General features: G+C 75.3%; 18 protein-coding genes, 1 tRNA gene and 2 pseudogenes. 10 read left to right on the top strand and 11 right to left on the bottom strand.

The genetic code is table 11. The annotated features are described in order from the left end of the window. Nucleotides 1-31: 31 nt before the first annotated feature. A complete protein-coding gene (locus tag ABEA77_RS16365; protein ID WP_345647417.1) occupies nt 32-988 on the bottom strand; it encodes an AurF N-oxygenase family protein in 957 nt (318 codons plus the stop codon). Between the two features lie 197 nt (nt 989-1,185). On the opposite strand from ABEA77_RS16365, the gene ABEA77_RS16360 reads away from it, so the two are divergent. After that, entirely contained in the window at nt 1,186-2,082 is an 897-nt protein-coding gene (locus tag ABEA77_RS16360) for an ADP-ribosylglycohydrolase family protein (RefSeq protein WP_345647414.1), read from the top strand. A gap of 43 nt (nt 2,083-2,125) precedes the next feature. Here the strand turns inward: ABEA77_RS16360 and ABEA77_RS16355 are convergent, their stop codons facing one another. Further along, the gene (locus ABEA77_RS16355) at nt 2,126-3,304 is read right to left on the bottom strand and encodes an amidase family protein (protein WP_345647411.1); all 1,179 of its coding nucleotides are present in this window, start codon (nt 3,302-3,304) and stop codon (nt 2,126-2,128) included. A 28-nt stretch (nt 3,305-3,332) separates the two neighbouring features. Between ABEA77_RS16355 and ABEA77_RS16350 the strand changes: the two genes are divergently transcribed. Beyond that, complete coding sequence (locus ABEA77_RS16350; protein WP_345647409.1) at nt 3,333-3,500, top strand: DUF397 domain-containing protein; 168 nt, start codon at nt 3,333-3,335, stop codon at nt 3,498-3,500. Nucleotides 3,501-3,588: 88 nt separating this feature from the next. Here the strand turns inward: ABEA77_RS16350 and ABEA77_RS16345 are convergent. The 4 genes and pseudogenes from ABEA77_RS16345 to ABEA77_RS16330 form a co-directional block, all read right to left on the bottom strand. Continuing rightward, a pseudogene (locus tag ABEA77_RS16345) lies at nt 3,589-4,088 on the bottom strand (GNAT family N-acetyltransferase). A gap of 44 nt (nt 4,089-4,132) precedes the next feature. After that, complete coding sequence (locus ABEA77_RS16340; RefSeq protein ID WP_345647406.1) at nt 4,133-5,611, bottom strand: penicillin-binding transpeptidase domain-containing protein; 1,479 nt, start codon at nt 5,609-5,611, stop codon at nt 4,133-4,135. After that, entirely contained in the window at nt 5,608-7,182 is a 1,575-nt protein-coding gene (locus ABEA77_RS16335) for an FtsW/RodA/SpoVE family cell cycle protein (protein ID WP_345647403.1), read from the bottom strand. The genes ABEA77_RS16340 and ABEA77_RS16335 overlap by 4 nt, the downstream gene beginning before the upstream one ends. A 94-nt stretch (nt 7,183-7,276) precedes the next feature. After that, the gene (locus ABEA77_RS16330; RefSeq protein ID WP_345647400.1) at nt 7,277-7,795 is read right to left on the bottom strand and encodes an SH3 domain-containing protein; all 519 of its coding nucleotides are present in this window, start codon (nt 7,793-7,795) and stop codon (nt 7,277-7,279) included. A gap of 238 nt (nt 7,796-8,033) precedes the next feature. On the opposite strand from ABEA77_RS16330, the gene ABEA77_RS16325 reads away from it, so the two are divergent. Beyond that, nucleotides 8,034-8,852 (top strand): nuclease-related domain-containing protein, encoded by an 819-nt coding sequence (locus ABEA77_RS16325; RefSeq protein ID WP_345647397.1) that lies wholly within the window; start codon nt 8,034-8,036, stop codon nt 8,850-8,852. Nucleotides 8,853-9,090: 238 nt separating this feature from the next. On the opposite strand, the gene ligD is transcribed toward ABEA77_RS16325, so the two are convergent. After that, the gene (gene ligD, locus ABEA77_RS16320; RefSeq protein WP_345647394.1) at nt 9,091-9,987 is read right to left on the bottom strand and encodes a non-homologous end-joining DNA ligase; all 897 of its coding nucleotides are present in this window, start codon (nt 9,985-9,987) and stop codon (nt 9,091-9,093) included. Between the two features lie 60 nt (nt 9,988-10,047). On the opposite strand from ligD, the pseudogene ku reads away from it, so the two are divergent. From ku to ABEA77_RS16305, 3 genes and pseudogenes are all read left to right on the top strand, one after another. Next, nucleotides 10,048-10,929: pseudogene (gene ku / locus ABEA77_RS16315) on the top strand (non-homologous end joining protein Ku); the annotation flags it as partial. A gap of 79 nt (nt 10,930-11,008) precedes the next feature. After that, a tRNA-Arg gene (locus tag ABEA77_RS16310) sits at nt 11,009-11,080 on the top strand. A gap of 625 nt (nt 11,081-11,705) precedes the next feature. After that, nucleotides 11,706-13,211 carry a hypothetical protein gene (locus tag ABEA77_RS16305; protein ID WP_345647388.1) on the top strand — a complete coding sequence of 502 codons (1,506 nt, stop codon included), beginning with the start codon at nt 11,706-11,708 and terminating at the stop codon, nt 13,209-13,211. An 82-nt stretch (nt 13,212-13,293) separates the two neighbouring features. Here the strand turns inward: ABEA77_RS16305 and ABEA77_RS16300 are convergent, their stop codons facing one another. Beyond that, nucleotides 13,294-14,604 carry a nucleotide disphospho-sugar-binding domain-containing protein gene (locus ABEA77_RS16300; RefSeq protein WP_345647385.1) on the bottom strand — a complete coding sequence of 437 codons (1,311 nt, stop codon included), beginning with the start codon at nt 14,602-14,604 and terminating at the stop codon, nt 13,294-13,296. A 362-nt stretch (nt 14,605-14,966) separates the two neighbouring features. On the opposite strand from ABEA77_RS16300, the gene trpC reads away from it, so the two are divergent. After that, nucleotides 14,967-15,779 carry an indole-3-glycerol phosphate synthase TrpC gene (gene trpC, locus ABEA77_RS16295; protein WP_345647383.1) on the top strand — a complete coding sequence of 271 codons (813 nt, stop codon included), beginning with the start codon at nt 14,967-14,969 and terminating at the stop codon, nt 15,777-15,779. 27 nt (nt 15,780-15,806) lie between these two features. Here the strand turns inward: trpC and pdxR are convergent, their stop codons facing one another. Then, on the bottom strand, nt 15,807-17,327 hold the full coding sequence (gene pdxR, locus ABEA77_RS16290) for a MocR-like pyridoxine biosynthesis transcription factor PdxR (protein ID WP_345647380.1): 1,521 nt from the start codon (nt 17,325-17,327) through the stop codon (nt 15,807-15,809). Nucleotides 17,328-17,555: 228 nt separating this feature from the next. On the opposite strand from pdxR, the gene ABEA77_RS16285 reads away from it, so the two are divergent. Genes ABEA77_RS16285 through ABEA77_RS16275 form a run of 3 tightly spaced genes read left to right on the top strand, consistent with a single transcriptional unit; the run spans nt 17,556 to nt 20,514 of the window. Next, the gene (locus ABEA77_RS16285) at nt 17,556-18,815 is read left to right on the top strand and encodes a four-carbon acid sugar kinase family protein (protein ID WP_345647377.1); all 1,260 of its coding nucleotides are present in this window, start codon (nt 17,556-17,558) and stop codon (nt 18,813-18,815) included. Beyond that, the gene (gene pdxA / locus ABEA77_RS16280; RefSeq protein WP_345647374.1) at nt 18,812-19,816 is read left to right on the top strand and encodes a 4-hydroxythreonine-4-phosphate dehydrogenase PdxA; all 1,005 of its coding nucleotides are present in this window, start codon (nt 18,812-18,814) and stop codon (nt 19,814-19,816) included. Before ABEA77_RS16285 ends, pdxA begins: the two co-directional genes overlap by 4 nt. Then, on the top strand, nt 19,813-20,514 hold the full coding sequence (locus ABEA77_RS16275) for a serine/threonine-protein kinase (protein WP_345647371.1): 702 nt from the start codon (nt 19,813-19,815) through the stop codon (nt 20,512-20,514). The genes pdxA and ABEA77_RS16275 overlap by 4 nt, the downstream gene beginning before the upstream one ends. 186 nt (nt 20,515-20,700) lie before the next feature. On the opposite strand, the gene ABEA77_RS16270 is transcribed toward ABEA77_RS16275, so the two are convergent. Together ABEA77_RS16270 and ABEA77_RS16265 are read right to left on the bottom strand one after the other, a co-directional pair. Next, nucleotides 20,701-23,280, bottom strand: coding sequence for an ATP-dependent Clp protease ATP-binding subunit (locus tag ABEA77_RS16270; RefSeq protein WP_345647368.1), 2,580 nt, complete (start codon nt 23,278-23,280; stop codon nt 20,701-20,703). A 664-nt stretch (nt 23,281-23,944) separates the two neighbouring features. Then, on the bottom strand, nt 23,945-24,709 hold the full coding sequence (locus ABEA77_RS16265) for an SDR family NAD(P)-dependent oxidoreductase (RefSeq protein WP_345647365.1): 765 nt from the start codon (nt 24,707-24,709) through the stop codon (nt 23,945-23,947). Nucleotide 24,710: the final 1 nt, after the last annotated feature.

Genomic DNA, 24,710 nt, shown 5'->3' with positions numbered 1-24,710 from the left:
GAAGCGTAACCACTCGCGCCGCGCGGCACGTTCAGGCGAGGAGACCCGAGCTGCGCCACAGGGCGCGCCCCGGCCCGTTCAGCACGCCGATGTCGTCGAGGAAGTCCGTGAGCTTGCGCGCGCCGGACTGCATGACGTCGCGCCTGTGCCCGCTCGCCTTCACCTGCTCGACCGCCTCGCGCCGGTCGAGGCCGACGTTCTCGTACACCTGCGGATTGACGAAGCACACCGAGAACACCCTGGCCGAGTGCCCGCTCGTCAGCCGCGTGAAGCCGCGCTCCCAGCGCGGGGCCGTGACCATCTGGCGGCGCAACTCCTCGCGCGCGTACCGGACATGGCGCGCCTCCTCGATCACATGGATACGGGTGACACCGCGCACCAGCGTCTGCACCCGCTCGTCGGGGAAGGTGAGGCGCTGCATCCAGTCGAGGATCTCCTCGCCGAGCAGCGTCGCCGCGAACGAACCCGGCGTCGTGGATGCCGTCTTCAGTACGCGCGCCATGTTGTGGTAGACGCGCGGCACCGGGTACGCGGGCGCGCCGCCCTTCTTGATCATGCGCGCGAACATCTTGGAGTGCCGGCACTCGTCGGCTATCTCCGTGAGCGCGTACCGCACATGGTCGCTGACGACGGACTTGTCATAGATGTGCCGCACCAGCAGCTGCATCAGGATGATCTCGAACCAGATGCCGAGCGAGGCGAGCGACGCGGCCTCGTGGCGCGCCAGCTCCATCCGCTGCTCCTCGGACATGCGCCGCCACAGGGGCGTGTCGTAGAGCGAGACCAGCTCGGGGGGCCAGAACCACTTGCCCTCCTCGACCGGCGCCTCCCAGTCGAGCTCCTTGTCGGGGTCGAACGAGTGCCGTGCCGACGACTCCAGCAGGCGTTTCGCGATCTGCTCGCGGTCCTTGAGGGGGCCGAGGGCGTCCCTGAGCACGGGGTCGTTCATCACCGTGTCGCGGCTGCCACGGACGGGCGCGGTGGTCATGGTGTGAGCCTCCTCGGGGGGTGGGAGGGCGAGTTACCGGCGGTCACCCCCCTATGAGACTGCTTGTCAGCAAGGGGCGTCAATCCCCTGTGCGCCACTTGTTGACTCGCCGTCCAGCAAGCGGGACGGCCGGATCGCGCCGCGCGGGGCCTAAACCGCGCGGGTGCTTTCCCGGCCGCGCGCGTCAGGATGGGCGTATGACGGCGACCACCCCCACAGGCGGCCCCGTGGCCGCGCGCCGCAGCCTCGAAGGACTCGCCACGGGCGACGCCTTCGGCGAGCGGTGGTCCCCCCGCTTCCGCGATCCCGAGACGGCGCGCGCCCAGATCAGGGCCCGAAGAACGCCCGCGGAGCCCGAGTGGCCCTGGACCGACGACACCGCGCTCGCGCTCGCCCTCCACCGGGTGCTCGCCGAGCGCGGCACCGTCGACCAGGACCGCCTCGCCGCCTGCTTCGGCCTCGCCTACGACGCCCACCCGGGGCGCGGCTACGGCTACGGCATGCACGTGCTCCTGCCCGCCCTGCTCGCCGAGCCGGCGTCCTGGCGCAGGCTCGCCCCCGGCCTCTTCGACGGCGGCAGCCTCGGCAACGGAGCCGCGATGCGCGTCGCCCCGCTCGGCGCCTGGTTCGCCGACGACCTCGACCGCGCCGCGAAGGAGGCGGAGCTCTCCGCGGAGGTGACCCACGCCCACCCCGAGGGCGTCGCGGGCGCCGTGGCCGTCGCGGTCGCCGCCGCGCTCTCCGCGCGCGGCGCGCTCGCCCTGGACGTTGTGGCGGACGCCACCCCCGCGGGCGCCGTGCACGACGGCCTCGCCCGCGCCGCCGCGCTGCCGGGCACCACGGAGCCGGACGACGCGGCCGCGGTCCTCGGCAACGGCACAGGCGCCCGCGCCGACGACACCGTCCCCTTCGCCGTCTGGACCGCCGCACGCCACCCCGCCGACCTGCCCTCCGCCCTCTGGGCCACCGCGGAGGCCCTCGGCGACGTCGACACCACCTGCGCCATCACCGGCGGCATCGTCGCCGCCCACCCCGCCGCCACCCCCGCCCCCGGCGACTGGCACCACCGCCGCGAGCCCCTCCCGCCCCACTGACCCGCCAGGTCCCGCGCCCGGGGTCCGCCCCGGGGCCGCCATCTCAGCCGCCGCCGTGCGTCCTTCGGCGGCGCGACCACCCCGCAGGGCCCCCGGGTACGTGTTCGGCTGCCCGCGCCACGGCCAGCAGCAGCCGCTCGCCGCCGTGGGCGGCCACCAGTTGGAGCCCCACCGGGCAGCCGTCGCGGGTGTGGCCCGCGGGGATGCTCGCCGCCGGATGGCCGCTCACGTTGAACGCCCACGCCAGCGCCGTCGAGTACTGGTCGCCAGGGCCCTCGTGGCCGTGCGGCCTGTGGGGTGTGGCGGGGCTCAGCAGGAGGGGTACCCGCGCGAACAGCCCGCGCAGCCTGCGGCTGTTCTCCGCCGCCGCCCGGAGAGCGGGTCCTGCCGCACCCCCGTGCGCCGCGTCGTCGGCCTCCGGACCGCGCGGGGTGTCCCGGGCGCCCGCCCGGATCGCGAACCATGCCTCGCGCGGATCGGCCAGGGCGAAGTCACCCTGCCCCGGCAGGGGAGCGAGCCGGACGACGCCCGCCGCCCGCAGCCGCTCGACCCCGGCCCGCGCCACCGCGGCCACCTCGTCGTCCACCTCGGCAAAGCCCAGGTCCTGCGCGTACACCGCCGGTACGGCGTCCTCGGTGGGCCCGCATGCCCCCGCACCCGGGCCCAGCAGGCAGCGCAGACACGCCTCCGCCACCGGTACCCGCCGTGCCAGCACCCCCGCCGCCGCGAGCCCCGTCCTGTCGGGGGACGGCAGCAGGCCGTTCGTCGTCTTCAGGCCGAACACCCCGCACCAGGCCGCGGGGATCCGCACCGACCCCGCGCCGTCGCTGCCCGTGGCGAGCGGCACCATGCCCGTCGCGACGGCCACCGCGGCCCCTGCGGACGAACCGCCGGGGGTGCGGTCGTCGCGGTACGGGTTCACCGTGCGCCCGTAGCGCCCGAGCCCCCACGTCTGCCAGGACGTGCCGGGCCCCGGCACCGCCGTCGCGCCGACCGGTACCGCGCCCGCCTCGATCAGCCGCCCGGCCGCGTACGACCGGATCCCCGACGGCCCTTTGACCGCGAACGGCAGCCCCGCGAGCGGCAGCGCCGTGTCCACCGACCACGCGCGCGACCTCGCCTCCTCCTCCCACACCTCCGCGAACGCGCGGAACTCCGGATCGAGCCGGGCGATCCGCGCCAACGACGCCTCCACCCGCCCGACGACCGCACCACGCTGCACAGCCGATCCGGTCCCTTCCTAGTTCCGTATGAAGACCTTGAGCGCCAACGGTCAATGCGTCGAATTCGCCCGGGTCAGTGGGGCGATGGCCGTGCGGGACAGCAAGGACCCGGCGGGTTCGGCGCGCTGGTCTTCACCGGGCGAGTTCACCGCGTTCGTGTGTGGTGTCACGCGCGGCGAGTTCGACCAACCGTAGGCGCCCGCGTGTCGAGAGCGCCCGGCCTGCTCCCGGGCCGGGCGCTCTCGCGTGGGCGCTGATGCGTGCGGGGCATCCGAGGCAGGGCCTACGGCCGCGTGCCCAGGGCGCGTCGGTACCAGGTGCCGGCCCTGCCGCCAAGGTCCGCGGGGGACGCCGGGGCTGCCGGGGTGAAGCCGGACGTGGACAGGACCCGCTGCGACGCGGCGTTGTCGTGGGCGACGGCCGCGCGCAGGGTGCGCAGGCCGTGGTGTGCGGGGGACAGGCGGCACAACTCCTGTACGGCCGCGGTCGCGAGGCCGCGGCCCGTGGCGTGCTGGGCCACCCGGTAGCCGAGTTCGGCGGTGCCGGCTTCGATGTCGTACAGGTTGACCTGCCGAGGATTGAGCCGTCCTCGGCGACGAGCACGTAGAAGACGCGGACGCCGGCGTCCTGTTCGGCCGGCCGGGCGCGGTAGCGGTCCGCGAAGGGCGCGAAGAACGCGTCACCGCGGTCGGAGACCGAGGCGGCGAAGTAGGCGCGGTTCTCCGACTCGAAGGCCAGGACCGCATCGGCGTCACCGGCGCACAGCCGTCTCAACTCGGACACCGGCCGACTCTACCGAGGGCCCGCCGCCGTGGCGCGGGACTTTCCTACCTGCCCGCCGCGCCGCCGTCCCCGCCCGCCAGCGCCGCCCGCATCACCGACCCGGCGATCGGCGCCGCGACGCCGCCGCCCGTGATGTCGGCGCGGTCCGCCTCCGCGTCCTCCACGACGACGGCGACCGCCACCCCGGGCCACGCCGCGTGCTTCGCCTGCGCCCAGGCGATGAACCAGGCATACGGAAGGCCCTTGTTGGCGACGCCGTGCTGGGCCGTGCCCGTCTTGCCGCCCACGGTCGCGCCCTTGAGCGCGGCCCTGCCGCCGGTGCCCGAGCGCACCACGTCCACCATCATCCGGCGCAGCTCGGACGCGGTCGAGGGGCTCATCACGCGCTCGTACGTCCGGTCCGGCTCGTGCGTGACGAGGCGGCCGTCAGCCGTCGTCGTACGGTCCACGAGGCGCGGATGGCGCAGCACCCCGCCGTTGGCGACCGCCGCCGACACCATCGCCATCTGCAGCGGCGTCGCCGTCGTGTCGAACTGCCCGATCGACGAGAGCGCCAGCTGGTCCTCGCCCATGTGCCGGTCGAACGTCGACTTCGCCACCGCCGAGGGCACGCGCAGCGACGCGTCGTTGAAGCCGAACCGCTCCACCGTGTCCAGCATCCCCGCGAGCCCCACCTTCACCCCGAGCCCCGCCATCACCGTGTTACAGGACCAGGTGATCGCGTACTCCAGTGAGGCGTCGTCGCAGCCGTCCGCCTCGTTCGGCAGGCTCGTCCTGGTCCCCGGCAGCCGGTACGGGGAGGGGATGCCGCTCGGCGCGCCGGGATCCTTCACCACACCGGACTCCAACGCCGCGGCGGCCGTCACGATCTTGAAGGTCGACCCCGGCGGATAGGTGCCCCGCAGTGCCCTGTTGAGCATGGGCTGCGTGTCGGCGTCGTTGAGCCGCGTCCACGCGTCCCGTACCTGGTCGCCCGTGCCCGACAACTCGCCGGGATCGTACGACGGGCTGCTGACCAGCGCGAGGATCCGCCCGCTCGCCGGCTCGACGGCCACCACCGCACCCCGCCGCCCCGCGAGCCCCGCGTAGGCCGCGCGCTGCGCCGACGCGTCGAGGGTGGTCACCACACGCCCGCCGCGGCCGAGCCCGTGCGGGCTGCTTTCGCCGAGCAGCGTGCCGAGGCGCGGGTCGCTGCCCGAGAGCACGCCGTCCTCTGCGCCCTCAAGCCCCGTCGAACCGTACGTCTGCGACGCGAAGCCGGTGACCGGCGCGTACAACGGGCCCTGTGTGTACGTGCGTTCGTAGCGCAGCCGCTGCCGGGTGTCGCGCGATCCGGTGACGGGGCTGCCCCCGACCAGGATGTCGCCGCGCGGCGCCCCGAACCGCTGCACGCTCGGCCGTACGTTGCCGGGATGCCCGTCAAGCCGGCCGGCCTGCACACCCTGCACCCGTACGGCGTTCGCGAACAGGGCCACCAGGAGCAGCAGGCAGAAGACGGCGGTGTGCCGGATCTGGCGGCTCACCTGCCGCCCTCCGGCGCCGGATCGGCCTCGCCGCGGCGGCCGTGCGTGCCGCGGCCATCGTGCGCGGCGCGGCCATCGTGCGTGCCGCGTACACCGTCCCGCTCCGCGGCGCCGTCCCGCGCGGCCCCGGCTTCGGCGTCCCGCGCGTCCGCCCGTACCGCGGGAACGTCCACGCGGGTCAGGCGCAGCAGCGGGGTCCTGGGCGGCGGGTCGTCGTCGGCCGGTGCGGGCGCGCCCTCCGCCGCCGGGTACGGGCGCCGCGCCGCGTCGCTGATGCGCAGCAGCAGCGCCACGATCACCCAGTTCGTGACGACCGAGGAGCCGCCCTGCGCCAGGAACGGCATCGCCATGCCGGTCAGCGGGATCAGCCCCATCACCCCGCCCGCGATCACGAAGACCTGGAGCGCCAGCAGCGCCGCGAGCCCCATCGCGAGCAGCCGCCCGAACGGGTCGCGCAGCACGAGCGCCGTGCCGATACCCCGCGCCACGATCAGCGCGTACAGCAGGAACAGCGCGGTGAGCCCGAGCAGGCCGAGTTCCTCGCCCGCCGTGGCGAGGATGAAGTCGGACTTGGCGGCGAAGCCGATGAGCGTGGAGTGGCCGAGCCCGAGGCCCGTACCGGTGATGCCGCCCGCCGCGAACGCGAACAGCGACTGGGCCAGTTGGCCGGGCCCGATCCCGGCGTCGATCGAGGCGAACGGGTGCAGCCAGTCCTCCACCCGGCTGTGGACGTGCGGTTCGAGCGACCCCACGGCGTACGCGCCGAGCCCCGCGAGCCCCAGGCCGACCGCGATCCACCCCGTACGCCCCGTCGCGACGTACAGCAGGATCACGAAGACCCCGAAGAACAGCAGCGACGTACCGAGGTCGCGCTCAAGCACCAGCAGCACGACGCTCAGCAGCCACACCGTCACCAGGGGGCCGAGCACCCGGCCGCTCGGCAGCTGGATCCCCAGGACCCTGCGGCCGGTGGAGGCGAGCGCGCGGTGGTTCGCGGCGAGGTACGCGGCGAAGAACAGCGCGAGCAGCACCTTCGCGAACTCGCCCGGCTGGATGGACAGGCCGCCGATCCTGATCCAGATCTTGGCGCCGTTGACGGCGGGGAACAGGATCGGCACCGCCATCAGGGCCAGCGCGCCCACCACGGAGACGTAGGCGTAGCGCTGGAGCACGCGGTGGTCGCGCACCGCGAGCACGACCACCACGAACAGGGCGATGCCGAGCGCCGACCAGACCAGCTGGGTGGGCGCCGCCTGCTCGCCCGGCGTCTCCAGGTCGAGGCGGTAGATCAGCACGAGCCCGAGTCCGTTGAGCAGCACGGCGATGGGCAGCAGCAGCGGATCGCCGTGGCGGGCCCGCAGGCGCACCGCGAGATGGGCGGCCAGCGACAGCACGCCGAGCCCGAGCGCGTAGCCGCAGACGTCGGGCGGCACGGCCCCGTCCCTGCCGAGGCCGACCGCCGCGTACCCGGACACCGAGATGAGGACGGCGCAGACGAGGAGCAGCAGCTCGACGCCCCGGCCGGTGGGGGCGCGGGGCGTGGAGGGAGCGGGCTGCGTCGGTGCGGACATGGCAGGCAACGTAGCAAGCAGACATGCCTTATGTCCGTTTATGTAATGACGTGAGGCATGTCGGTGCCGGTCGCGTACCGCTGCCCGCGCCGGGTCAGCACCAGCGCGGCACGGCCCCGATGTTGTCGATGTACCGCGCCGAGCCCCAGGCCCAGGTGCCGTCCGTCAGGAGGTACCAGCGGTTGTTGCCGCCGACGTTGTCGCCGCGGGTCTTGCAGAAGATGTGCACGACGGAGCCGTACTTGGCGAGGCCGACGACGCGGCTGCCGCGGGTGGGCTTGTCGCGGAGATAGAGGCCGCCCCTGGCGACGACGCGCCCCTTGTACTGGCCCTGCGGGGGCTTGGCGCCGGGCTTCGGTGCGGCGGGCGCCTGGGCCTGCGGTCGGCCCTGCTGCTGGGCGGGCTGGTTGTGCTGCTGGGTCTGCTGGTTCGGCTGATTCTGCTGGTCCGGCTGGTTCTGAGGCGCCTGCTGGGCCTGGTCGGCCTGCTGACTCTGGGTCGCGGGGTCGGCGGGCGGCTGGTCGGCGACCGCGGGGACGGCGGCGAGGGCCGCGGCGGCGAGCGTGGCGGCGGCGAGGGTGGTGGCGCGGAGGCCGAGGGAACGCAGGGGCATTGTTACTCCTGGTGACCTGAGGGGTGGGGAGCCGGGGGAATCCGCGACCGGCTCGCCCGATTCACCCTAGTTTCGGTACGGAGAGTCCGCAAAACATCACGCAGCGCGCACGGTGGGTGGACGGGCCGCCGAGGGCCCGGGAGACTGGCCGGTGAAGCCCCCGGCCGTCCGGCGGCTTCACCCTTCTGGTTGCACGGGTGCCCCGGCTGCTGGTCCCATGGTCGGGGGGTGGTGCGCGATGGCACGTCTCCGCGTCACGCCGGCGCGGCACCAAGGCCGCGAACGGCTCTACGTCACGCTTCCCGACGGCACCGGCGTCGCCTGGTTCGACCGGGAGGCCAACAGGATCAGCCTGGTCAGGGCCGACCGCGAGGACGACGTGCTGGCCGCGCTCGCGCCCTATGTCGCGGGCGAGGTGACCGTCGGGCCGCCGCCCGTACCGACGCCCGCCGAGCTCGACCGGCTCTCCCTCCACCCCGACGACGACCTCGCGCCGAACCGCCCGGGTGAGGCGCTGTACGCCGCCCTCGACGCCGACCCCGCGTCCGCGCCCGTACGCCTGCTGCACCGCGACGCACGCCGGGACGCCCTGGCGGCGCAGCGCCTGGTCGGCGAGGCGCTGGACGCGCTGGAGGGCGCGGGCTGGCGGGTGCTGCACGCCGTGCCGCTGCCGGGCGCCGCCACCATCGACCACCTGGCGATCGGGCCCGCGGGCGTGCTGGCAGTACGGACGCTGCCGGGCCGCAGGCGGCGCGTGCGGATCGCCGACCCGATGGTCCGCGTCGGCCGCGACCGGCCCGCGCCCCACCTGCGCTGGGCGCGGCGGGCCGCGGAGCGCGCCTCGCTCGCCCTCGCCACGGCGGTCGCGCCCGCGCTGGCGGTGCCTGGCGCGTCCGGCGTCGAGGCGCTGCCGCCGGCCGCTGACGCCCTCGACGTACGGGTCTTCACGGACGACACCCTGGGCGCGCTCGCCCGGCTCGGAGGCGTACTGAAACCGGCCGATGTGGAGGCGGTGTACGCGGCGGCGCGCGACAGGGGGACCTGGGCGCGGGCGTGAGTGCGCGCTGCGCGGCGCGGCTGCTCGCGGGCCCGGTGGCGGGCGGTGCGCTCTGGGGCCCCTCGTGTGGATCACGCCGGGCTCGCGCGCCCCGGCCCCGCGTCTCGTGGCGTTGTCGTCGGTCGCCAGGGCTCCGCCACTCCCTCCTCCGCCGTGCGATCCTCCCCCAGCCTCCGGCCGGGGGCACCCCGGGCACCGGACCCCGCTCCCGGATCCGCCCTGAGCCGGACGCAAGACCCTAGCCGGGCGGCACCCGTCCGCCGTTCTCGAACAGCGGCGCCATCAGATCCCCGTACGCGTCGAGCCGATCCGGCATGTCCGAGGCCAGGAAGCGCAGCGGAGCGCGGCCCTCCGCGCATGCGGTGACCTCGTCCCAGGTGACCGGCGCCGACACCGTCGGCTCGGGGCGCGCGCGCACCGTGTAGGGCGTCGCGGTGGTCTTCGCGGCACTGTTCTGGCTGTGGTCCACGAACACCTTCCCCGGTCGCAGATCGCGCCGCATCCGATGGACGACCAGCTCGGGCAGCGCCGCTTCAGCCTCCTGCGCGAGCCGCTTCGCGTACGCGGAGACCTCGGCGGAAGGCGTCGGCGCGACCGCCACCAGCAGGTGCAGCCCCTTCGCGCCCGAGGTCTTGGCGTACGCGTCGAGCCCGTCAGCCGCGAGGCGCCCCCGCAGCCAGAGCGCGACCCGGGCGCAGTCCACGACCGTGGCGGGATCGCCCGGGTCCAGGTCGAAGACCAGCCGGTCGGCGACGGCCGGAGACCCCGCGGGCCACTGCGGCGTGTGGAACTCCACCACCAGGTTTGCCGCCCACATCAGCGCCGCAAGACCGTCCACGACGACCTGCCGCCCCCGGTCCCCGCCCCGCCGCGCCGACCTGGGCACGTCGACCACGCTCACCCAGTCCGGCGTACCCGGCGGCGGATTCTTCGTGAAGAACGCCTCGCCCTCCGCGCCGTCCGGATAGCGCAGGAAGGACACCGGCCGCCCCGCGAGATGGGCGAGGAGGGGCGCCGCGGTACGGGCGTAGTGGTGCAGCAGCTCGCCCTTGGTGGTGCCGCTGGCGGGGTACAGCACCTTGTCCAGGTTGCTGAGCGTGAGCCGCCGCCCCTCCACCTCGGTGATAGGCGTCATAACATGATGTTCCCACGCGAAAGCCGTGTGACGGTCATGCCCCATCGAAAGGGGTGAACTGTGCGCTCGATATGGAACGGCACCATCTCCTTCGGACTGGTCAGCATCCCGATCAAGCTGATGAACGCGACCGAGAACCACGCGGTCTCCTTCCGCCAGATCCACCGCGAGGACGGCGGCCGCATCCGCTACCGCAAGGTGTGCGAGCTGGACGACGAGGAGGTCACGACCGCGGAGATCGGCAAGGCGTACGAGGACGCCGACGGCAACCTCGTACCCATCACCGACGAGGACCTCGCCGCACTGCCGCTGCCGACGACGAAGACGATCGAGATCGTCGCGTTCGTCGCGGCCGACGCCATCGACCCGCTCCAGATGGAGACGGCGTACTACCTCCAGGCCAACGGCACCCCCGCCGCCAAGCCGTACACCCTGCTGCGCGAGGCCCTGAAGCGGAGCGAGAAGGCCGCCGTCGCCAAGTTCGCGCTCCGCGGCCGGGAGCGGCTCGGCATGCTGCGCGTCGTCGACGACGTGATCGCCATGCACGGCCTCCTGTGGCCCGAGGACATCCGCGCCGCCGACGCCGTCGCCCCGGGGAAGGGCGTGACGGTGCGCGACGCCGAACTCGACCTGGCCGACGCCCTGATGAACACCCTCGGCCCCATCGACCTCGACTCCCTCCACGACGACTACCGCGAGGCCGTCGAGGACCTCGTCACCGCCAAGGCGGAGGGCACGGCCCCGCCGGCCCCGGCACGCTCCGGCGACGACGGCGGCAAGGTCATCGACCTCATGGCCGCGCTGGAGAACAGCGTCCGCGCCGCCCGGGAGGCCTCCGGCTCCCAGGAGGCCTCCGGCGACCAGGACGCCGACGTCACCCACCTCAAGGACCGCCCGCCCGCCCGCAAGAGCCCCCGGAAGAAGCGCTCGGGCCGCACGTCCGCCTGACCTCGAAATGCCTGTTCACGACGACCCCCCGGAAGCTGGTAAGGTTCCTGTCGTCGCCCCGAGGGGCGGCAGCGCCCCCGTAGCTCAGGGGATAGAGCAACGGCCTCCGGAGCCGTGTGCGCAGGTTCGAATCCTGCCGGGGGCACCTTGTATGAGGTGCCCAAGACCCCGTCACCAGCGGAGACGCTGAGGCCGGGGTCTTCGTGTGTGTGCAGCCGTATGCCGCTCCGAGGCGCCGGGACTCAGGCGTCCCGACCGTCCGGCAGGAGCCGGACGCGGCGGTTGGCTACGTGCCGGCGACCGTCAGGAGACCTGGTATCGGGCCGGCAGCGCCTCGACGCTCATCGGCTGCCGTCGGCCTCTCGTGACCGTTGCGAGTCTCCTTGGCCGCATCCTGTGCGATTCCGTCAATGCAGGGGAAGCCGGTGAGGAAGCCGGTGAGGATGATGGGAAAGGTGAACCACCCATCTCCAGGTGTCACCGACCTGCAGTGAGGGGCACGTCCTCCAGTCCTGCCATCCACCCCCTTGCCGAGCGGGCGCGGGGGCGCCTCTGCGCCGCCCGGCGGGTGTTGCGGGTCCCGGCTCGCCGACCAGGACTGGCCGCTCGCCCCGGCCCCCGGTCGCACCTCGTCCACCTCGCTGCCCGCCTGCGGCCCGCGGACGGGGACGCGGCGGGACAGCGGGACGGAAGGAGGCGTTCTTGACGGGTGGGGCGGGTGGGCCAAAGATTGGCGCGGTCACGTCACCGGGAGTGAGGCGGTACGCCCCGTGTTCCCTTTCAAGGCCAAGGCCGCCGCGGCGCTGCTCGCGGCGGTGTCGGCGCTGACTCCGCTGTGGGCGGCAGGGCCGGCCGCCGCCCGGGGAGCGGCGGGCTGCGCCGCGTCCCAGGCACCGCTCTCCGTGGAGGAGAGCAGGCTCAGCTGGGTGCTGCCCGAGGACGGTGACGCGGCGGAGGCCGGGGCGGAGCCGTTCTCCCGGCAGATGATCGAGGGCGGCGGATTCCAGGCGTACGGGCCGGCGTTGACGCGGGCCCTGTGCCGCACGCGGAACCTGTCCGGGGCGCGGACGCTGGTGGAGCGCGAGGGCCGGGACCTCTGGCGTGCGGCGGTCGACCGGGCGCAGCGGCGCGGGCAGGTCAGGGGCAGCCTCCCCTACAGCGACGACCGGCCGCTCTACTGGACACGGCTCCAGTCCACGGCGACGCTGCGCCGCTGGACGCCGGGCTTCGCCCTGTCCGCGGCGCAGCGGACCGCGCTCATCACGGCCTTCGACCGGGCGTCGCGCGGGATGACCGACATCGGCTTTCCCGCGGGCAAGGGCGTCAAGCGCGTCGTCATGAGCGGCTTCGACCCGTACACGCTGGACGGCGGCACGACGGGGAGCGCGGCCGGGACGGCCGGCAACAACATCCGGCACGGCAACCCGTCAGGCGCCACCGCGCTCGCCCTCGACGGGACCTCCTACCGAACGGCCGACGGCAGGACCGCCTACCTCCAGGCGTACACACTGCCCGTCAACTACACCGAGTTCGAGGCGGGTTACCTGGAGGACACGGTCGGGCCGCTGATGCGCCCCGGCCCCCGCCGGGTCGACGCGTCCATCACGGTGAGCCAGGCGAGCGGCTCGGTGTTCGACCTGGAGCAGTGGAACGGCCGGTACCACGGGGTCTCGCCGGGCAACGACCACAGCCAGCCCTGCCCGACGCTGAACGGCGCCCCGCAGCTCGCGGCCGACCATCACGACTGCGACACCGCGGTCGTCCAACGCTGGGGCGGGCCCAAGGAGTTCATTCTCACCAACCCGCCGCAGTGGACCACCACGACCCTGCCGGTCGGGCAGATGATCAAGGCGGACACCGGGGCCTCGGTCCCGCGCCCGCCGGGCGACGAGTGGCCCGACCCGTCCGTCGCGTTCGGTGTGGTGTGGCACACCGACTACACCGAGTTCCCCGACTGCTCGTCGACCGCGCTGGTGACGCGCAACAGCCCGCCGCCGACCCAGTACCCGCCGGCGACCGCCCCGGTCCCGCCGGACTCCGGCTCGTGCTCGTACAGCGGCGGCGGTGGCAACTACCTTTCCAACGAAAGCGGTTACCGCAACACGCTGCTGAGGGACCGCATGGGCCTGAAGATCCCGGCAGGTCACATCCACACGCCGGACATGCAGCGCTTCGAGCGGCCCTTCGACGTGAGCGACGCGACCTTCGACGCCTGGCGCCTCGCCATCGTCGCGCAGGCCGGCAACCTCGTCCACGTGGTGGCCGACAACTCCTGAGCGGCACCGCCTCCGGGCTCGGCACCGGCCCGTGTCCGGTGTCCTCGCGGCGCGCCCCGCCGGGCGCGCCGCCGGTGCCGGGTCAGTGCTGCTGTGCCGCTTGGGCGGACAACAGTTCCGTGACGGTCCGCTCGATCGCCTCGAACGGGTCGTGGTCCTCGTACTCGGCGGCCAGCGCGGTGGCGGAGCCGCGGTAGGACGGGTCGGCGAGCACCGTCTCGACGGCCCTCCTGACATCGGCGGGCTCCGGGCGCTGGGTGGCGAGGTTCACCGCCGCGCCGGTCCACGCGATCCGCGCGGTGACCTCCGTCTTGTCCTCGGTGAGCCCCGCGAGCACCATCGGGACCCCGTGGCCGAGGGCCTGCTGGACGCCGCCGTAGCCGCCGTTGCTGACCAGCACGTCGGTGTGCGGCAGCAGCAGGTCGTACGGGATGAACTCGGCGACCCGCGCGTTGGCCGGCACCCGGTCCAGCTCGGCCGTGCGGCCGAGGGTCGCGACCACCAGTGCGTCGAGGTCCGCGAGCGCGTCGAGGGCCGGCTGCACCAGCTCCGTGAAGTCGGTGTTGGCGGCCGTGCCCTGGGACACCACGACCACCCGCTTCGCCCGCTTCACCTCGTCCCACCAGCCCGGCAGCGGGCCCTGCTCGCGCGCGCCGCTCGGCAGCGCGCCGACGTAGCGCACCGAGTCGGGCAGGTCGCCGCGCGGGTAGTCGACAGACGCGATGGACAGCTGCAGGAACCGGTCGGGCACCCGGGCCATGCCGTCGAGCAGGAACGGCGGCGTGTCGGTGGCGCCCGTCGACCGCAGCACCTCGACGGTGTGCTCCTGCGTGGAGCCGAACACCTGCTCCCGCACTGCCTTGTTGGCCGCGCGGTTGCGCTCCCTGCCCTCGGGAGAGGAGTCCGGCGGCAGCCCGAGGCCGAACGGCGCGGTGTCCTCACTGCTGATCGTCAGCGGCACCACGCCGACGCCTATGACGGCCGCGGGGCGCACACCGGGCGCGCCGTGCAGCACGGGCCACGCGCCCGTGAACCCGGTCTCGTGGACCACGGCCACCGGCTCGCCCCCGGCCTCGGCGATCAGGGCCTGAAGGGTGGCGTGCTGGTCGGGCATCGGGTCGACGAACAGGTGGCGCAGGCCGAAGCCGAGCGCCTCGGGGCCCGGCGGGATGTCGGCCATCTCGGGGAACAGCTCGGGCAGCGCGCCTCCGTCGAAGTCGGCGCCGCCCCGCAGCGGGACGAACCTGGCGCCCGTCGCCTCGGCCGCCTCCCGGAACACGGATCCGGTGGTCACCGTGACCCGGTGGCCGCGCCGTACGAGGTCGGCCGCTACGGCCCGCATCGGTGTGAAGTGCCCGTAGATGGGCGAAGCGGCGACGATGACGTGTGCCATGGGTGGTGCCACCTTCCATGGGGCGCCCGGAGGCGCGGTCGGAGTCCTCACCTGCTCCACGGACGGGCGCGGCCCCGCGTTCACGGGGAAGTCGGCGGTCCGGCCGGCGGTCTCCGCGACCGTGCGGGTGGTGGCGGGACAGCGGGCGCGGTGAGTGGCTCCCCGCCCGCGCCGCGAAGTGGACCTGTGGCCGGCGCCGCGGCCGGGGTGAGGGTGGCGGAGGGCGGGCGCCCGGCGCGCTCCGCGTGCCCGTTCGACACGACCCCGCGCGGCCACCCCGCCGCCCGCACACCGCACCGCGCGGGCGGAGAATGGGGGCAGTGCGGACAGGCAGTGAAGTGCCGAGGAGTGGAGGAACGAGAATGAGCGTGCTGGACGGCATCCTCGCGGGAGTGCGCGAGGACCTTGAGGAACGCAGGCGGCGCACCCCCCTGGCGGAGCTGCGCGCCCGTGTGGCGGACGTCCCGCCGGCGCTCGACCCGCTGCCCGGCTTCCGCGCGCCCGGCGTGTCGGTCATCGCCGAGGTCAAGCGCAGGAGCCCGAGCAAGGGCGACCTCGCCGACATCCCCGACCCGGCCGCGCTCGCCGAGCAGTACGCGACGGGCGGCGCCGCCGCGATCAGTGTGCTGACCGAGCAGCGCAGGTTCGGCGGGTCGCTCGCCGACCTGGACGCGGTACGCGCGCGGGTCGGTGCGCCGGTGCTGCGCAAGGACTTCGTCGTCGATCCCTACCAGGTGTGGGAGGCCCGCGCGCACGGTGCCGACCTGGTGCTGCTGATGGTGGTGTCGCTCGACGATGTGCTGCTCAAGGAACTCATCGCGCTGTGCGGCGAGTTGGGTATGACGCCGCTGGTCGAGTCGCACACCGCGGGCGAGGTGGAGCGGGCCGTCGCCACCGGCGCGCAGGTGCTCGGCGTCAACGCGCGCGACCTCACGACCCTCACCGTCGACCGGACCGTCTTCCGCGAGCTCGCCCCGCTCGTGCCCGCCGACCGGGTGCGGGTGGCGGAGTCCGGGGTCGCGGGCCCCGACGACGTGGCGGAGTACCGGAGTTGGGGCGCCGACGTGGTGCTCGTCGGCGAGGCGCTGGTGCGTTCGGGGGACCCGAGAGCGTCGGTGCGCGCCTTCGCCGACACGGCCAACGCCGCGAACGCGCGGGCCGCGGGCCCGGCCTGACCCGCGCCGAACCGGCGGGGCCGCGCGTCATGCGCGGGGCGGCAGCCGGTTCAGCACCTCGGCCACGCGGGCCAGTTCTGCGGGGGAGACGCCCGCGTGGTCGAGGAGCAGGCCGTGGGAGGTCGGCCGCCCGTGCCAGTACGCGCCGAGCCGGTCGGCGATCAGCCCCTGCCCGCGCAGGTCGTCCGCGTACGCGGCCTCCGTCGCGGCGTCCGGTGTGGGGAGCAGCACGTGCAGGCCGCTGTCGAGCCCCCGCAGCAGCCCCGGCCGGGCCGCCGCGCGCAGCGCCGCACGCCGGGCGGCCACGGCCCTGCGCGCCCTGCGCAGCTGCCGGGTGGCCTCGCCTGTCGCCAGCAGCTCGGCGACGGCCTGCTGCACCGGCAGATTGAGGTACGAGTCGGTGGCGCCGCGCAGCCCCGCCACCGCGGTGGCCAGCGGCCGGGGCGCCACCAGGCAGCCGACGCGCAGGGACGGCGCGAGCAGCCGGGACAGGGTGCCGACGTACGCGACGCAGCCGTGGCGGTCCAGGGCCGCGAGCGGCGGCAGCCCGGTCGTGTCGAACTCGCCCCCGTAGTCGTCCTCGATGAGCAGGACGCCCTTCTGCCGTGCCCACGCGAGGAGTTCACGGCGGCGCGCGGCGGAGAGCGGCACGGCCGTGGGGAACTGGTGGGCGGGCGTGAGCAGCAGGACGTTCGGCGCCGGCCTCAGCCGCCGTACGAGGTCGACGCGGAGCCCCTCGCCGTCCACCGGTACCGGCAGGACCGCGGCGCCGCGGTCGCGCGCCATGCGCAGGAACGGCGGGTAGCCCGGCTCCTCCGCGGCGACCCGGTCGCCCGCCCGCACCACCGCGCCGAGCAGCAGGCCGAGCGCCTCGGCCGCCCCGCCCGTCACGACGGTGTCGGCGGGCGAGGCGGCCACACCGCGGCAGGACATCAGGTAGTCGGTGAGCGCGGCGCGCAGCCTGCGCTCGCCCGCCGGGTCCCCGTACCCGGCCGCGAGCCGCCGGTGGGCCGCGGTCTGCCAGGCGCGGCGCCAGGGCGCGGCGGGCAGGACGGCCGCGGGCCGGGTGCGCAGCCGCAGGTCGAGGGCCGGCTCGCCGCCGCCCGTGCCGCGCGGCACGGGCGCGAGCCGTTCGAGCCAGGGCGCGCCGGCGGGCACCGGGCGCGCGTGCGCCCGCCGTTCGTCGGCGCGTACGTAACTCCCGCTGCCGTGGCGGCCGTCGACCAGGCCGCGCTCGGTGAGTACGGCGTAGGCGGCGAGGACGGAGTTGCGGGAGACCCCCGCGGCCGCGGCCAGCGCCCTGGTGGACGGAAGGCGGACGCCGGGTGCGAGCCTGCCGTTGCCGATCGCCGTGGCCAGCAGGCCCACCAGGGTGTCCGACAGGGTCTCGCCGGGCCGCGCGGGGACGGGGAGCGGCACACCCGCGGCCGCGAGCGGTTCGAGGCCCTGCTCGACGCGGGCGCGGCCCCGGCGCGCCTGGCCGCTGGGGCGGGGCGCCCGGTGGTCGGAGCGACCCGCCAGCGGGGCGCCTTCCGTCTCGGGTTCCACGGGTCCTCCGGGTGAGTGGTGTGCCGCATGCCGCGACGAGTGGCCCTGTCGCAGGCTACCCCCGCCCGACCAGACTGAGAGGCCTGCGGGCACGCGCCGCCGGGTGCGCGGAACGCGCGGCAGGGCCGGCGCACGGCCCGCGCACAGGCCGCGTACGGTGCGGACCGCACGGCCTCGGCCGCGTGGGCACAGACGCGTCCGGCGCCCGGCCGGCGGAAGGGGAGAGGCATGACGGATCAGCGGGACGCGGCGCCTGGCGGTGTGCCGTTCGCCGTGCTGGCGGACGACCTCACCAGCGCCGCCGAGGCGGCGGGCCGGCTCGCCGACAGCGGCCGCCCCGCGTCCGTGGTCCTCGACGCGGACGCCCCACCGCCTCCCGACACCGGCGCGTGGCCGTGCCTGGACCTCGACACCCGGGCCCTCGCGCCCGCCGAGGCCGCGGCCCTGCACGGGCGGGCTGCCCGGCGCCTCGCGGGCGGCGGGCGGCTCGGTGTCTACAAGACGATGGACAGCTCCCTGCGGGGCAACTGGCCCGCGGAGCTCGCGGCCGTGCTGCGGGCCTGCGACCGCCGGGTCGCCGTGGTCGCGCCCGCCTACCCGGCGTACGGCAGGCACACCCTGGACGGCCGCCAGTACGCGGACGGCGTGCCCGTGCACGAGGGGCCCGCCGGGCGCGACCCCGTGCGGCCGGTGCGGGACCCGTCCGTGGCGGCGCTGCTCGCGGCGGCGGGCCGCGCCGCGCACGGCCTCGCGCCCGGCGGGCTGCCAGGGGCGCGCGCCGCGGCCCTCGGCCCCGCCGCCGCGGGCCCGCCGCGCGCCCTGGTGGTGGACGCGGCGTCGGACGGGGACCTGGCCGAGGTGGCCGACGCGGTCCGCGAGGTGCTCGACCGCGCCGTGGTGTGCGGGAGCCCCGGCCTGTGGGAGGCGCTCATACCGGCGGCGCCGGGACACGCCGCGGTACCCGGGGAACCGGGCCGCGCGCTCGTCCTCGTCGGCAGCCTCCACCCCGTCACCCGCCGGCAGGTCGCCCGGCTGCGCGCGCACGGCGTACCGGTCGTGGAGACAGCCAGGCACGGCACGGCCGGCGCGGCCGGGGAGGGCGGCGGTGCCGCACGGGCCGTGCGGCGGCTGCTCCGCGAGCACGACACGGTCGCCCTCGTCACCCCTGAGCCCGCAGGGACCGGGGAGCCCGGAGGCTCGGACACCGGCGGCGTGCGGCACCTGCGCGCCCTCGCCGACGCGGGCGCCGCCTGCGCCCGCGCCCTGCCCGACCTCGGGCTCGTGCTCTGCGGCGGGGACACGGCGCGCGCGGTCGCGCTCGCCCTCGGCGCGCCCGCCGTCCGCGTCGCGGGCAGTATCGCGCCCGGCATCCCGATCGGCACCCTGGCGGGCCCCTGCGCCCGCCGCGTCATCACCAAGGCAGGCGGCTTCGGCGACCCGTCGAGCCTGGTCGCCGCGGTCGCCGCACTCACCGGGAGGGCCCCGTGACACCCCTGCCCCGCATCGCCGTGACCATGGGGGACCCCTGCGGCATCGGTCCCGAGATCACCGTGCGCGCCGCAGCCCACGAGCGGTGGCGCGCCGCGGACACCGTCGTCGTGGGCGACGCCGACCGGCTGCGGCAGGCCGCCGCGCTGCTCGGGCTCGACGATGTGCCCGTCGAGGCGGTGCCGTCCCCCGGCACGCCCGCACGGGCGCCGGGCGCCCTGCGGGTCGTGCAGACCGGCGCGAGCACCGCGGGCCTGCCCTACGGCCGGGTCAGCGCTGAGGCCGGAGGCGCCTCGTACGGATACGTGGAGAGGGCGGTGCGCCTCGCGCTCGACGGGCGGCTCGACGCCGTCGTCACCGCGCCCGTCCACAAGGAGGCCTGGCACGCGGCGGGCGTTCCCCACCCCGACCACACCTCGGCCCTCGCCGCGCTCACCGGGGCCCCGCGCCACGCCATGATGCTCGCCACGGACGAGCTGCGCACCGTGCTCGTCACCACGCACCTGCCGCTGGCCGAGGCGCTCACCCGGATCACCGCGGAGCGGGTGCTCGACACCGTCGAACTCGCCCACGCCCAGCTGCGCGCCGCCGGTGTCGAGCGGCCTCGCGTCGCCGTGGCGGGCGTCAACCCGCACGCGGGGGAGGGCGGCCTGTTCGGCGACGAGGAGACCCGGGCCGTGCTGCCCGCCGTCGAGGCGGCGCGCCGCGCCGGCATCGACGCCTCCGGGCCCCACCCGCCCGACACGGTCTTCATGCGGGCCAGGCGCGGGGAGTTCGACGTCGTGGTCGCCCAGTACCACGACCAGGGGCTCATCCCCGTCAAGCTCCTCGGCATCGAGGCAGGCGTCAACGCCACCCTCGGGCTGCCGTTCGTGCGCACCAGCGTCGACCACGGCACGGCCTTCGACCTCGCGGGCACCGGCCGCGCGGACCCGGGCAGTCTGCTCTACGCCCTGGGCAGCGCGCTCGCCCTCCTCGGCGACCGCGGGGGGCGGTCGTGACCGAGTTCGTCTTCATGCTCACCCGCGGCGACAGGACCGTGCAGGACGCGCACGCCGTGCTGGACGCCGTCGCCCGTGTCGGCCTGCGCCACATCGGCTTCAAGGACATCGGGCTGCCCTTCGCCGAGCTGCGCGTGCTCGCCCGGCGCATCCGCGAACTCGGCGCCCGCGCCTACCTGGAGGTCGTCAGCGAGGACGCCGCCGCCGAGCTGCGCGGCGTCGAGGCGGCGCCGGGCCTCGGTGTGGACGCCGTGCTCGGCGGCACCCGTGCCGTACGGGCCGCGGGCCTGCTGGCCGGCACCGGCGTCGAGTACTGGCCGTTCCCCGGCCGGGTCGAGGGCCACCCCAGCGTCCTGCGGGGCCCGGCCGCCGACATCGTGGCGAGCGCGCGCGACCTGGCCGCCGTCCCCGGGGTGCACGGGCTCGACCTGCTCGCCCACCGCTTCGACGGGGACGCCGCACGCCTCGCGGCCCGGGTCGTCGCCGCCGTCGACGTGCCCGTGCTCGCCGCGGGCAGCGTCGACCGCGAGGAGCGGGTCGCCGCGCTGCGCGCCGCCGGGGTCTGGGGGTTCACCGCGGGCACCGCCGTACTCGACGGCACCTTCCGCGTCCCCGCCGCGCCCCGTGGCACCGCCGCCCTGCTGACGGCGGTGCTGCGCTCCGCTGAAGGACCGGAGCGGGCGCCCGCCGGTACCTGACCGGCGCGCGGCCCGCCCCCTCGCGGAGACCCCGCTGGAAGAGGAGAGGAACGGGTCACGAGGAACGGGAAACGGGAAGCAGGGAACGAAGGACGGGGAACGGCGACATGACCGCCCCGGGACACACCGCACACCACCGGCCCCGGCCGGCCGGACCCGTTCTGAGGGCGGTGCCCGGCGGGCGGCTCAGCGGGCCGTCGCAGGGCTCGGCGCCTCCTCGAAGGAGAGGGCGTCGCCCGCGACCGTGGCGAGGACCCGGCTGCCGCGCGGGACGGTGCCGTCGAGCAGCAGCCGTGACAGCGGGGTGTCCACCTCGCGCTGGATGGTGCGGCGCAGCGGGCGCGCGCCGTACTGCGGCTCGTGGCCGCGCCTGGCCAGCCAGTCGACGGCCTCGGGCGTGAACTCGATCGTGATGTCCTGCGCGTGCAGGCGCCTTCGGGTCTCCTCAAGCAGCAGGTCCGTGATGCGCCGCAGCTGTTCGTCGGAGAGCGGCCGGAAGACGACGATCTCGTCGATGCGGTTGAGGAACTCCGGCCTGAAGTGCTCGCGCAGCGGCCGCAGCATCCGCTCGCGCCGCGCCTGCTCCTCCGCCTCGACGTCCCCCGCGCCGAAGCCGAGCGGGGTGCTGCGGCCGGAGATCCGCTCGGAGCCCAGGTTGCTCGTCATCACCACCACGGTGTTGGAGAAGTCGACCGTGCGCCCCTGCGCGTCCGTCAGGCGCCCGTCGTCGAGCACCTGGAGCAGGGTGTTGAACACGTCGGGGTGCGCCTTCTCGATCTCGTCGAACAGCAGCAGCGAGTACGGGTGGCGGCGCACCGCCTCGGTCAGCTGGCCCGCCTCGTCGTGGCCGACGTACCCGGGCGGGGAGCCCACGAGGCGGCTCACGGTGTGCTGCTCCTGGTACTCGCTCATGTCGAGCCGCACCATCCGCTCGTCGCCGCCGAACAGCGCCTCCGCGAGCGCCCGCGCCAGCTCCGTCTTGCCGACGCCGGTCGGACCGAGGAAGAGGAAGCTGCCGGTCGGGCGGTCCGGGGCGGCCAGGCCCGCGCGGGAGCGCAGCACCGCGTCCGCGACGACCCGCACCGCCTCGTCCTGCCCGATCACCCGCTCGTGCAGATGGGCTTCGAGGCCCAGCAGGCGGTCCTTCTCCTCCTCGGTGAGTGTGCTCACCGGAATGCCGGTCTGCCGGGACACGATGTCCGCGATGTCCTCCGCGGTGACCTCGACGACATGGCTCTCGCCGCCCGCCGGGTCCCCGTCCCCCGACCTGGCGGCGATCCGCTCGCCCAGCTCGCCGATGCGGTCCCGCAGCTCCATCGCGCGCTCGTACTGCTCGGCGGCTACGGCCTGGTCCTTGTCCCGGGTCAGCTGCTCCCTCTCGCGCTCCATCGCGCGCACGTCGGTGCCCTTCGTACGGCTGCGCAGCCTGACCCGGGCCCCGGCCTGGTCCATCAGGTCGATGGCCTTGTCCGGCAGGTAGCGGTCGGTGAGGTAGCGGTCGGAGAGCTCGACGGCCGCGAGCAGCGCCTCGTCCGTGTACCTGACCTGGTGGTGCGCCTCGTACGGGTCGCGCAGCCCGCGCAGGATCTGCACCGCGTCCGCCGCCGTCGGCTCCGGGACCAGCACCGGCTGGAAGCGGCGGGCGAGCGCGGCGTCCTTCTCGATGGAGCGCCGGTACTCGTCCAGCGTGGTCGCGCCGATGACGTGCAGCTCGCCGCGCGCCAGCGCCGGCTTGAGGATGTTGCCCGCGTCCATGGAGCCGCCCTCCCCGCCGCCGCCCGCGCCTCCTGCGCCGACAACGGTGTGCAGCTCGTCGATGAAGACGATCAGCTCGTCGGAGTGGTCGCGGACCTCCGCGACGATGGCGTTGAGGCGCTCCTCGAAGTCGCCGCGGTAGCGGGTGCCCGCGACGACGCCGGTGAGGTCGAGGGCGACCACGCGGCGGCCCGCGAGGATGTCCGGTACGTCGTCGTCGGCGATGCGCTGGGCCAGGCCCTCCACGATCGCGGTCTTGCCGACGCCCGCCTCGCCGATGAGGACCGGGTTGTTCTTGCCGCGGCGGGAGAGGATCTCGACGGTCTGCTCGATCTCCTGGTCCCGGCCGATCACGGGGTCGACGCGGCCCTCCACGGCGAGCGCGGTCAGGTCGCGGCCGTACCGGTCGAGCGTGGGGGTGCTCCCCTCGCCCGCCGGCCTGCCCTGGTGCTGTTCAGGACCGCCGCCCGGCCCTGCGGGCACGCCCGCCCCCGGCGGCACCTGGCCGGGCGCGAAGCGCGACGAGTGCAGGATGTGCCCCGCGGTGGAGTCCGGGTTGCCCGCGAGGGCGGCCAGGACGTGCTCGGGGCCGATGTACCCGGCGCCGCGGGTCCGCGCGAGCTCCCTGGCGTCCAGCAGGGCCCGCTTGACGGCCGGTGTCACCGCGAGCCTCTCGGGCAGGTCGTCCTCGCCGGTCTCCGAGGGCCCCACCCGCCGGTCGATCTCGTCGGCGATCCGGTCGGGGTCCACCCCGGAGCGCTCCAGCAGGCCCCGGGTGGGCTGCGTGCCGAGGGCGGCCCGCAGCAGGTGCTCCGTGTCGAGGTCGCTGCTTCCGTGCTCGGCCGCGTACGTCGCGGCCTCCGCCACCAGCCGGCGCGCGGGCTCGCTCATCAGCCTGCTGATGTCGACGGGCTGCGGCCCCCGCGGGGCGCCGCCCCCGAGGAAGCGTGAGAGGAAATCTCCGAACGGGTCAGGACCGTACGCCCCCGGACCCGAGAAACCGTTGCTCATGGCCGTCCCATCCGTCGTGCGTGCAGTACGCGCGCCGGCCGCCCCACGGGCGGCGGGCACGCCTACGCGTTCCCGAAAACCGGCCAGACATACCCCCCATAACGCCGCCCACCCGCCCGCGGCACACCCCTGCCCGCGCCGCACGGGGCCGGGAGACCCGAGGTCCGGGGGCCCCGAGGGCGGGTCTCGGGCCCCGGGACGGGGCACGGCTCGACTGCGTACGGGAGGCGGGCGGCGCGGGCGGACGCGGCGACCTGCGCGGCGATGGGGGCCCGCTTCCGCCAGGTCCTCCGACGCTGGCGGGTGTTGGCAGGGTGGGAGAAGTCCGTGTCCCCCGGCCAGAAGACCGGCCACATCGTCGGGTGTCCGCCGGGGTTGATCTGCCGCCGGCCTCCGGCGTCCTTGGCCGGCTTGGTCGCGCACCACACCCAGGTCCTGGTGCCGGGCTCCAACACCGGGTGGCTGTGCGGCACAGGGTGCACTTCTTCGCGGATCGGATGCGGTGCGCTCGCGGGGTGGTCTTGCGGGAGGCGCGGTGCGCCCCGGCGCGGTGTGCTCCGCGGGACGCGGCTCCGGGGCCGCCCCGGGCCGCTCCCGGCGCGGTGTGGGCCGCCGGGCGGGTACGGCCGCAGGGTGGGGGCGGGTGATGCCGTGCGCGGCTCGCCTACCAGCTCTGGTCCGCCGCGCGGACGAAGACCTCGTTCACGGCGACGCGCCGCGCGCTCGTCACCACGTACGCGACGGCGTCGGCGATGTCCGCGGGCTTGAGGCGCTCGATCGAGCCGGTCTGCGCCTCGACGCCCGCGCGCAGCTCCTCACGGGTGTGCGAGGTGAGTTCGGTGTCGACGTTGCCCGGCTCGACCACGCTGACGCGTACGCGCAGCGGCTGCATCTCCTGGCGGAGTGCCTCCGTGAAGCCGTTCACGCCGAACTTCGTGAGGTTGTAGACCGCCGTGCCCGGACGGGCGACCCGCCCCGCTGACGAGCTGATGTTCACCACGTCCGCGGTGCGCCTCGGCTCCCGTCCCGCCGCCTCGATCAGGTGCGGCAGCGCCGCCTTCGTCACGTACAGCAGGCCGAGGACGTTGATGTCGACCATCCGCTCCCACTCGCCCTCCGGCGCGTCCGCGAACGGCCCGACCAGCATGGCCCCTGCGTTGTTGACGACCGTGTCGAGGCGGCCGAACGCGGCCACCGCCCGGTCGACCGCGTCGGTGGCCCCTGCCCTGGTGGTGATGTCGGCGACGATCGCGCTCGCCGTGCCGCCCTCGGCCTCGACGGCGCGTGCCACCTCGGCGAGGCGGTCACCCCTGCGGGCGACGAGGGCCACCGAGGCCCCCTCGCGGGCCAGCCGCCGCGCGGTGGCGGCGCCGATGCCGCTGCTCGCGCCGGTGACCAGCGCGACGGTTCCGTCCAGTGCCTCGCTCATG

Source organism: Streptomyces tremellae (assembly GCF_039540215.1).
Taxonomy (GTDB): Bacteria; Actinomycetota; Actinomycetes; order Streptomycetales; family Streptomycetaceae; genus Streptomyces; species Streptomyces tremellae.
The sequence above is the reverse complement of the archived record's forward strand: the minus strand, read 5'-3'. Positions and strand labels throughout refer to the sequence as shown.

Bases quoted from the DNA above. Each gene is read 5' to 3' on its own strand.
- ABEA77_RS16325 (WP_345647397.1), top strand. From the start codon at position 8,034: ATGGCACGTCTCCGCGTCACGCCGGCGCGGCACCAAGGCCGCGAACGG.
- ABEA77_RS16350 (WP_345647409.1), top strand. From the start codon at position 3,333: ATGAAGACCTTGAGCGCCAACGGTCAATGCGTCGAATTCGCCCGGGTC.
- ABEA77_RS16335 (WP_345647403.1), bottom strand. From the start codon at position 7,182: ATGTCCGCACCGACGCAGCCCGCTCCCTCCACGCCCCGCGCCCCCACC.
- ABEA77_RS16300 (WP_345647385.1), bottom strand. From the start codon at position 14,604: ATGGCACACGTCATCGTCGCCGCTTCGCCCATCTACGGGCACTTCACA.
- ABEA77_RS16330 (WP_345647400.1), bottom strand. From the start codon at position 7,795: ATGCCCCTGCGTTCCCTCGGCCTCCGCGCCACCACCCTCGCCGCCGCC.
- ABEA77_RS16265 (WP_345647365.1), bottom strand. From the start codon at position 24,709: ATGAGCGAGGCACTGGACGGAACCGTCGCGCTGGTCACCGGCGCGAGC.
- ABEA77_RS16360 (WP_345647414.1), top strand. From the start codon at position 1,186: ATGACGGCGACCACCCCCACAGGCGGCCCCGTGGCCGCGCGCCGCAGC.
- ligD (WP_345647394.1), bottom strand. From the start codon at position 9,987: ATGACGCCTATCACCGAGGTGGAGGGGCGGCGGCTCACGCTCAGCAAC.
- trpC (WP_345647383.1), top strand. From the start codon at position 14,967: ATGAGCGTGCTGGACGGCATCCTCGCGGGAGTGCGCGAGGACCTTGAG.
- ABEA77_RS16365 (WP_345647417.1), bottom strand. From the start codon at position 988: ATGACCACCGCGCCCGTCCGTGGCAGCCGCGACACGGTGATGAACGAC.
- ABEA77_RS16270 (WP_345647368.1), bottom strand. From the start codon at position 23,280: ATGAGCAACGGTTTCTCGGGTCCGGGGGCGTACGGTCCTGACCCGTTC.
- ABEA77_RS16285 (WP_345647377.1), top strand. From the start codon at position 17,556: ATGACGGATCAGCGGGACGCGGCGCCTGGCGGTGTGCCGTTCGCCGTG.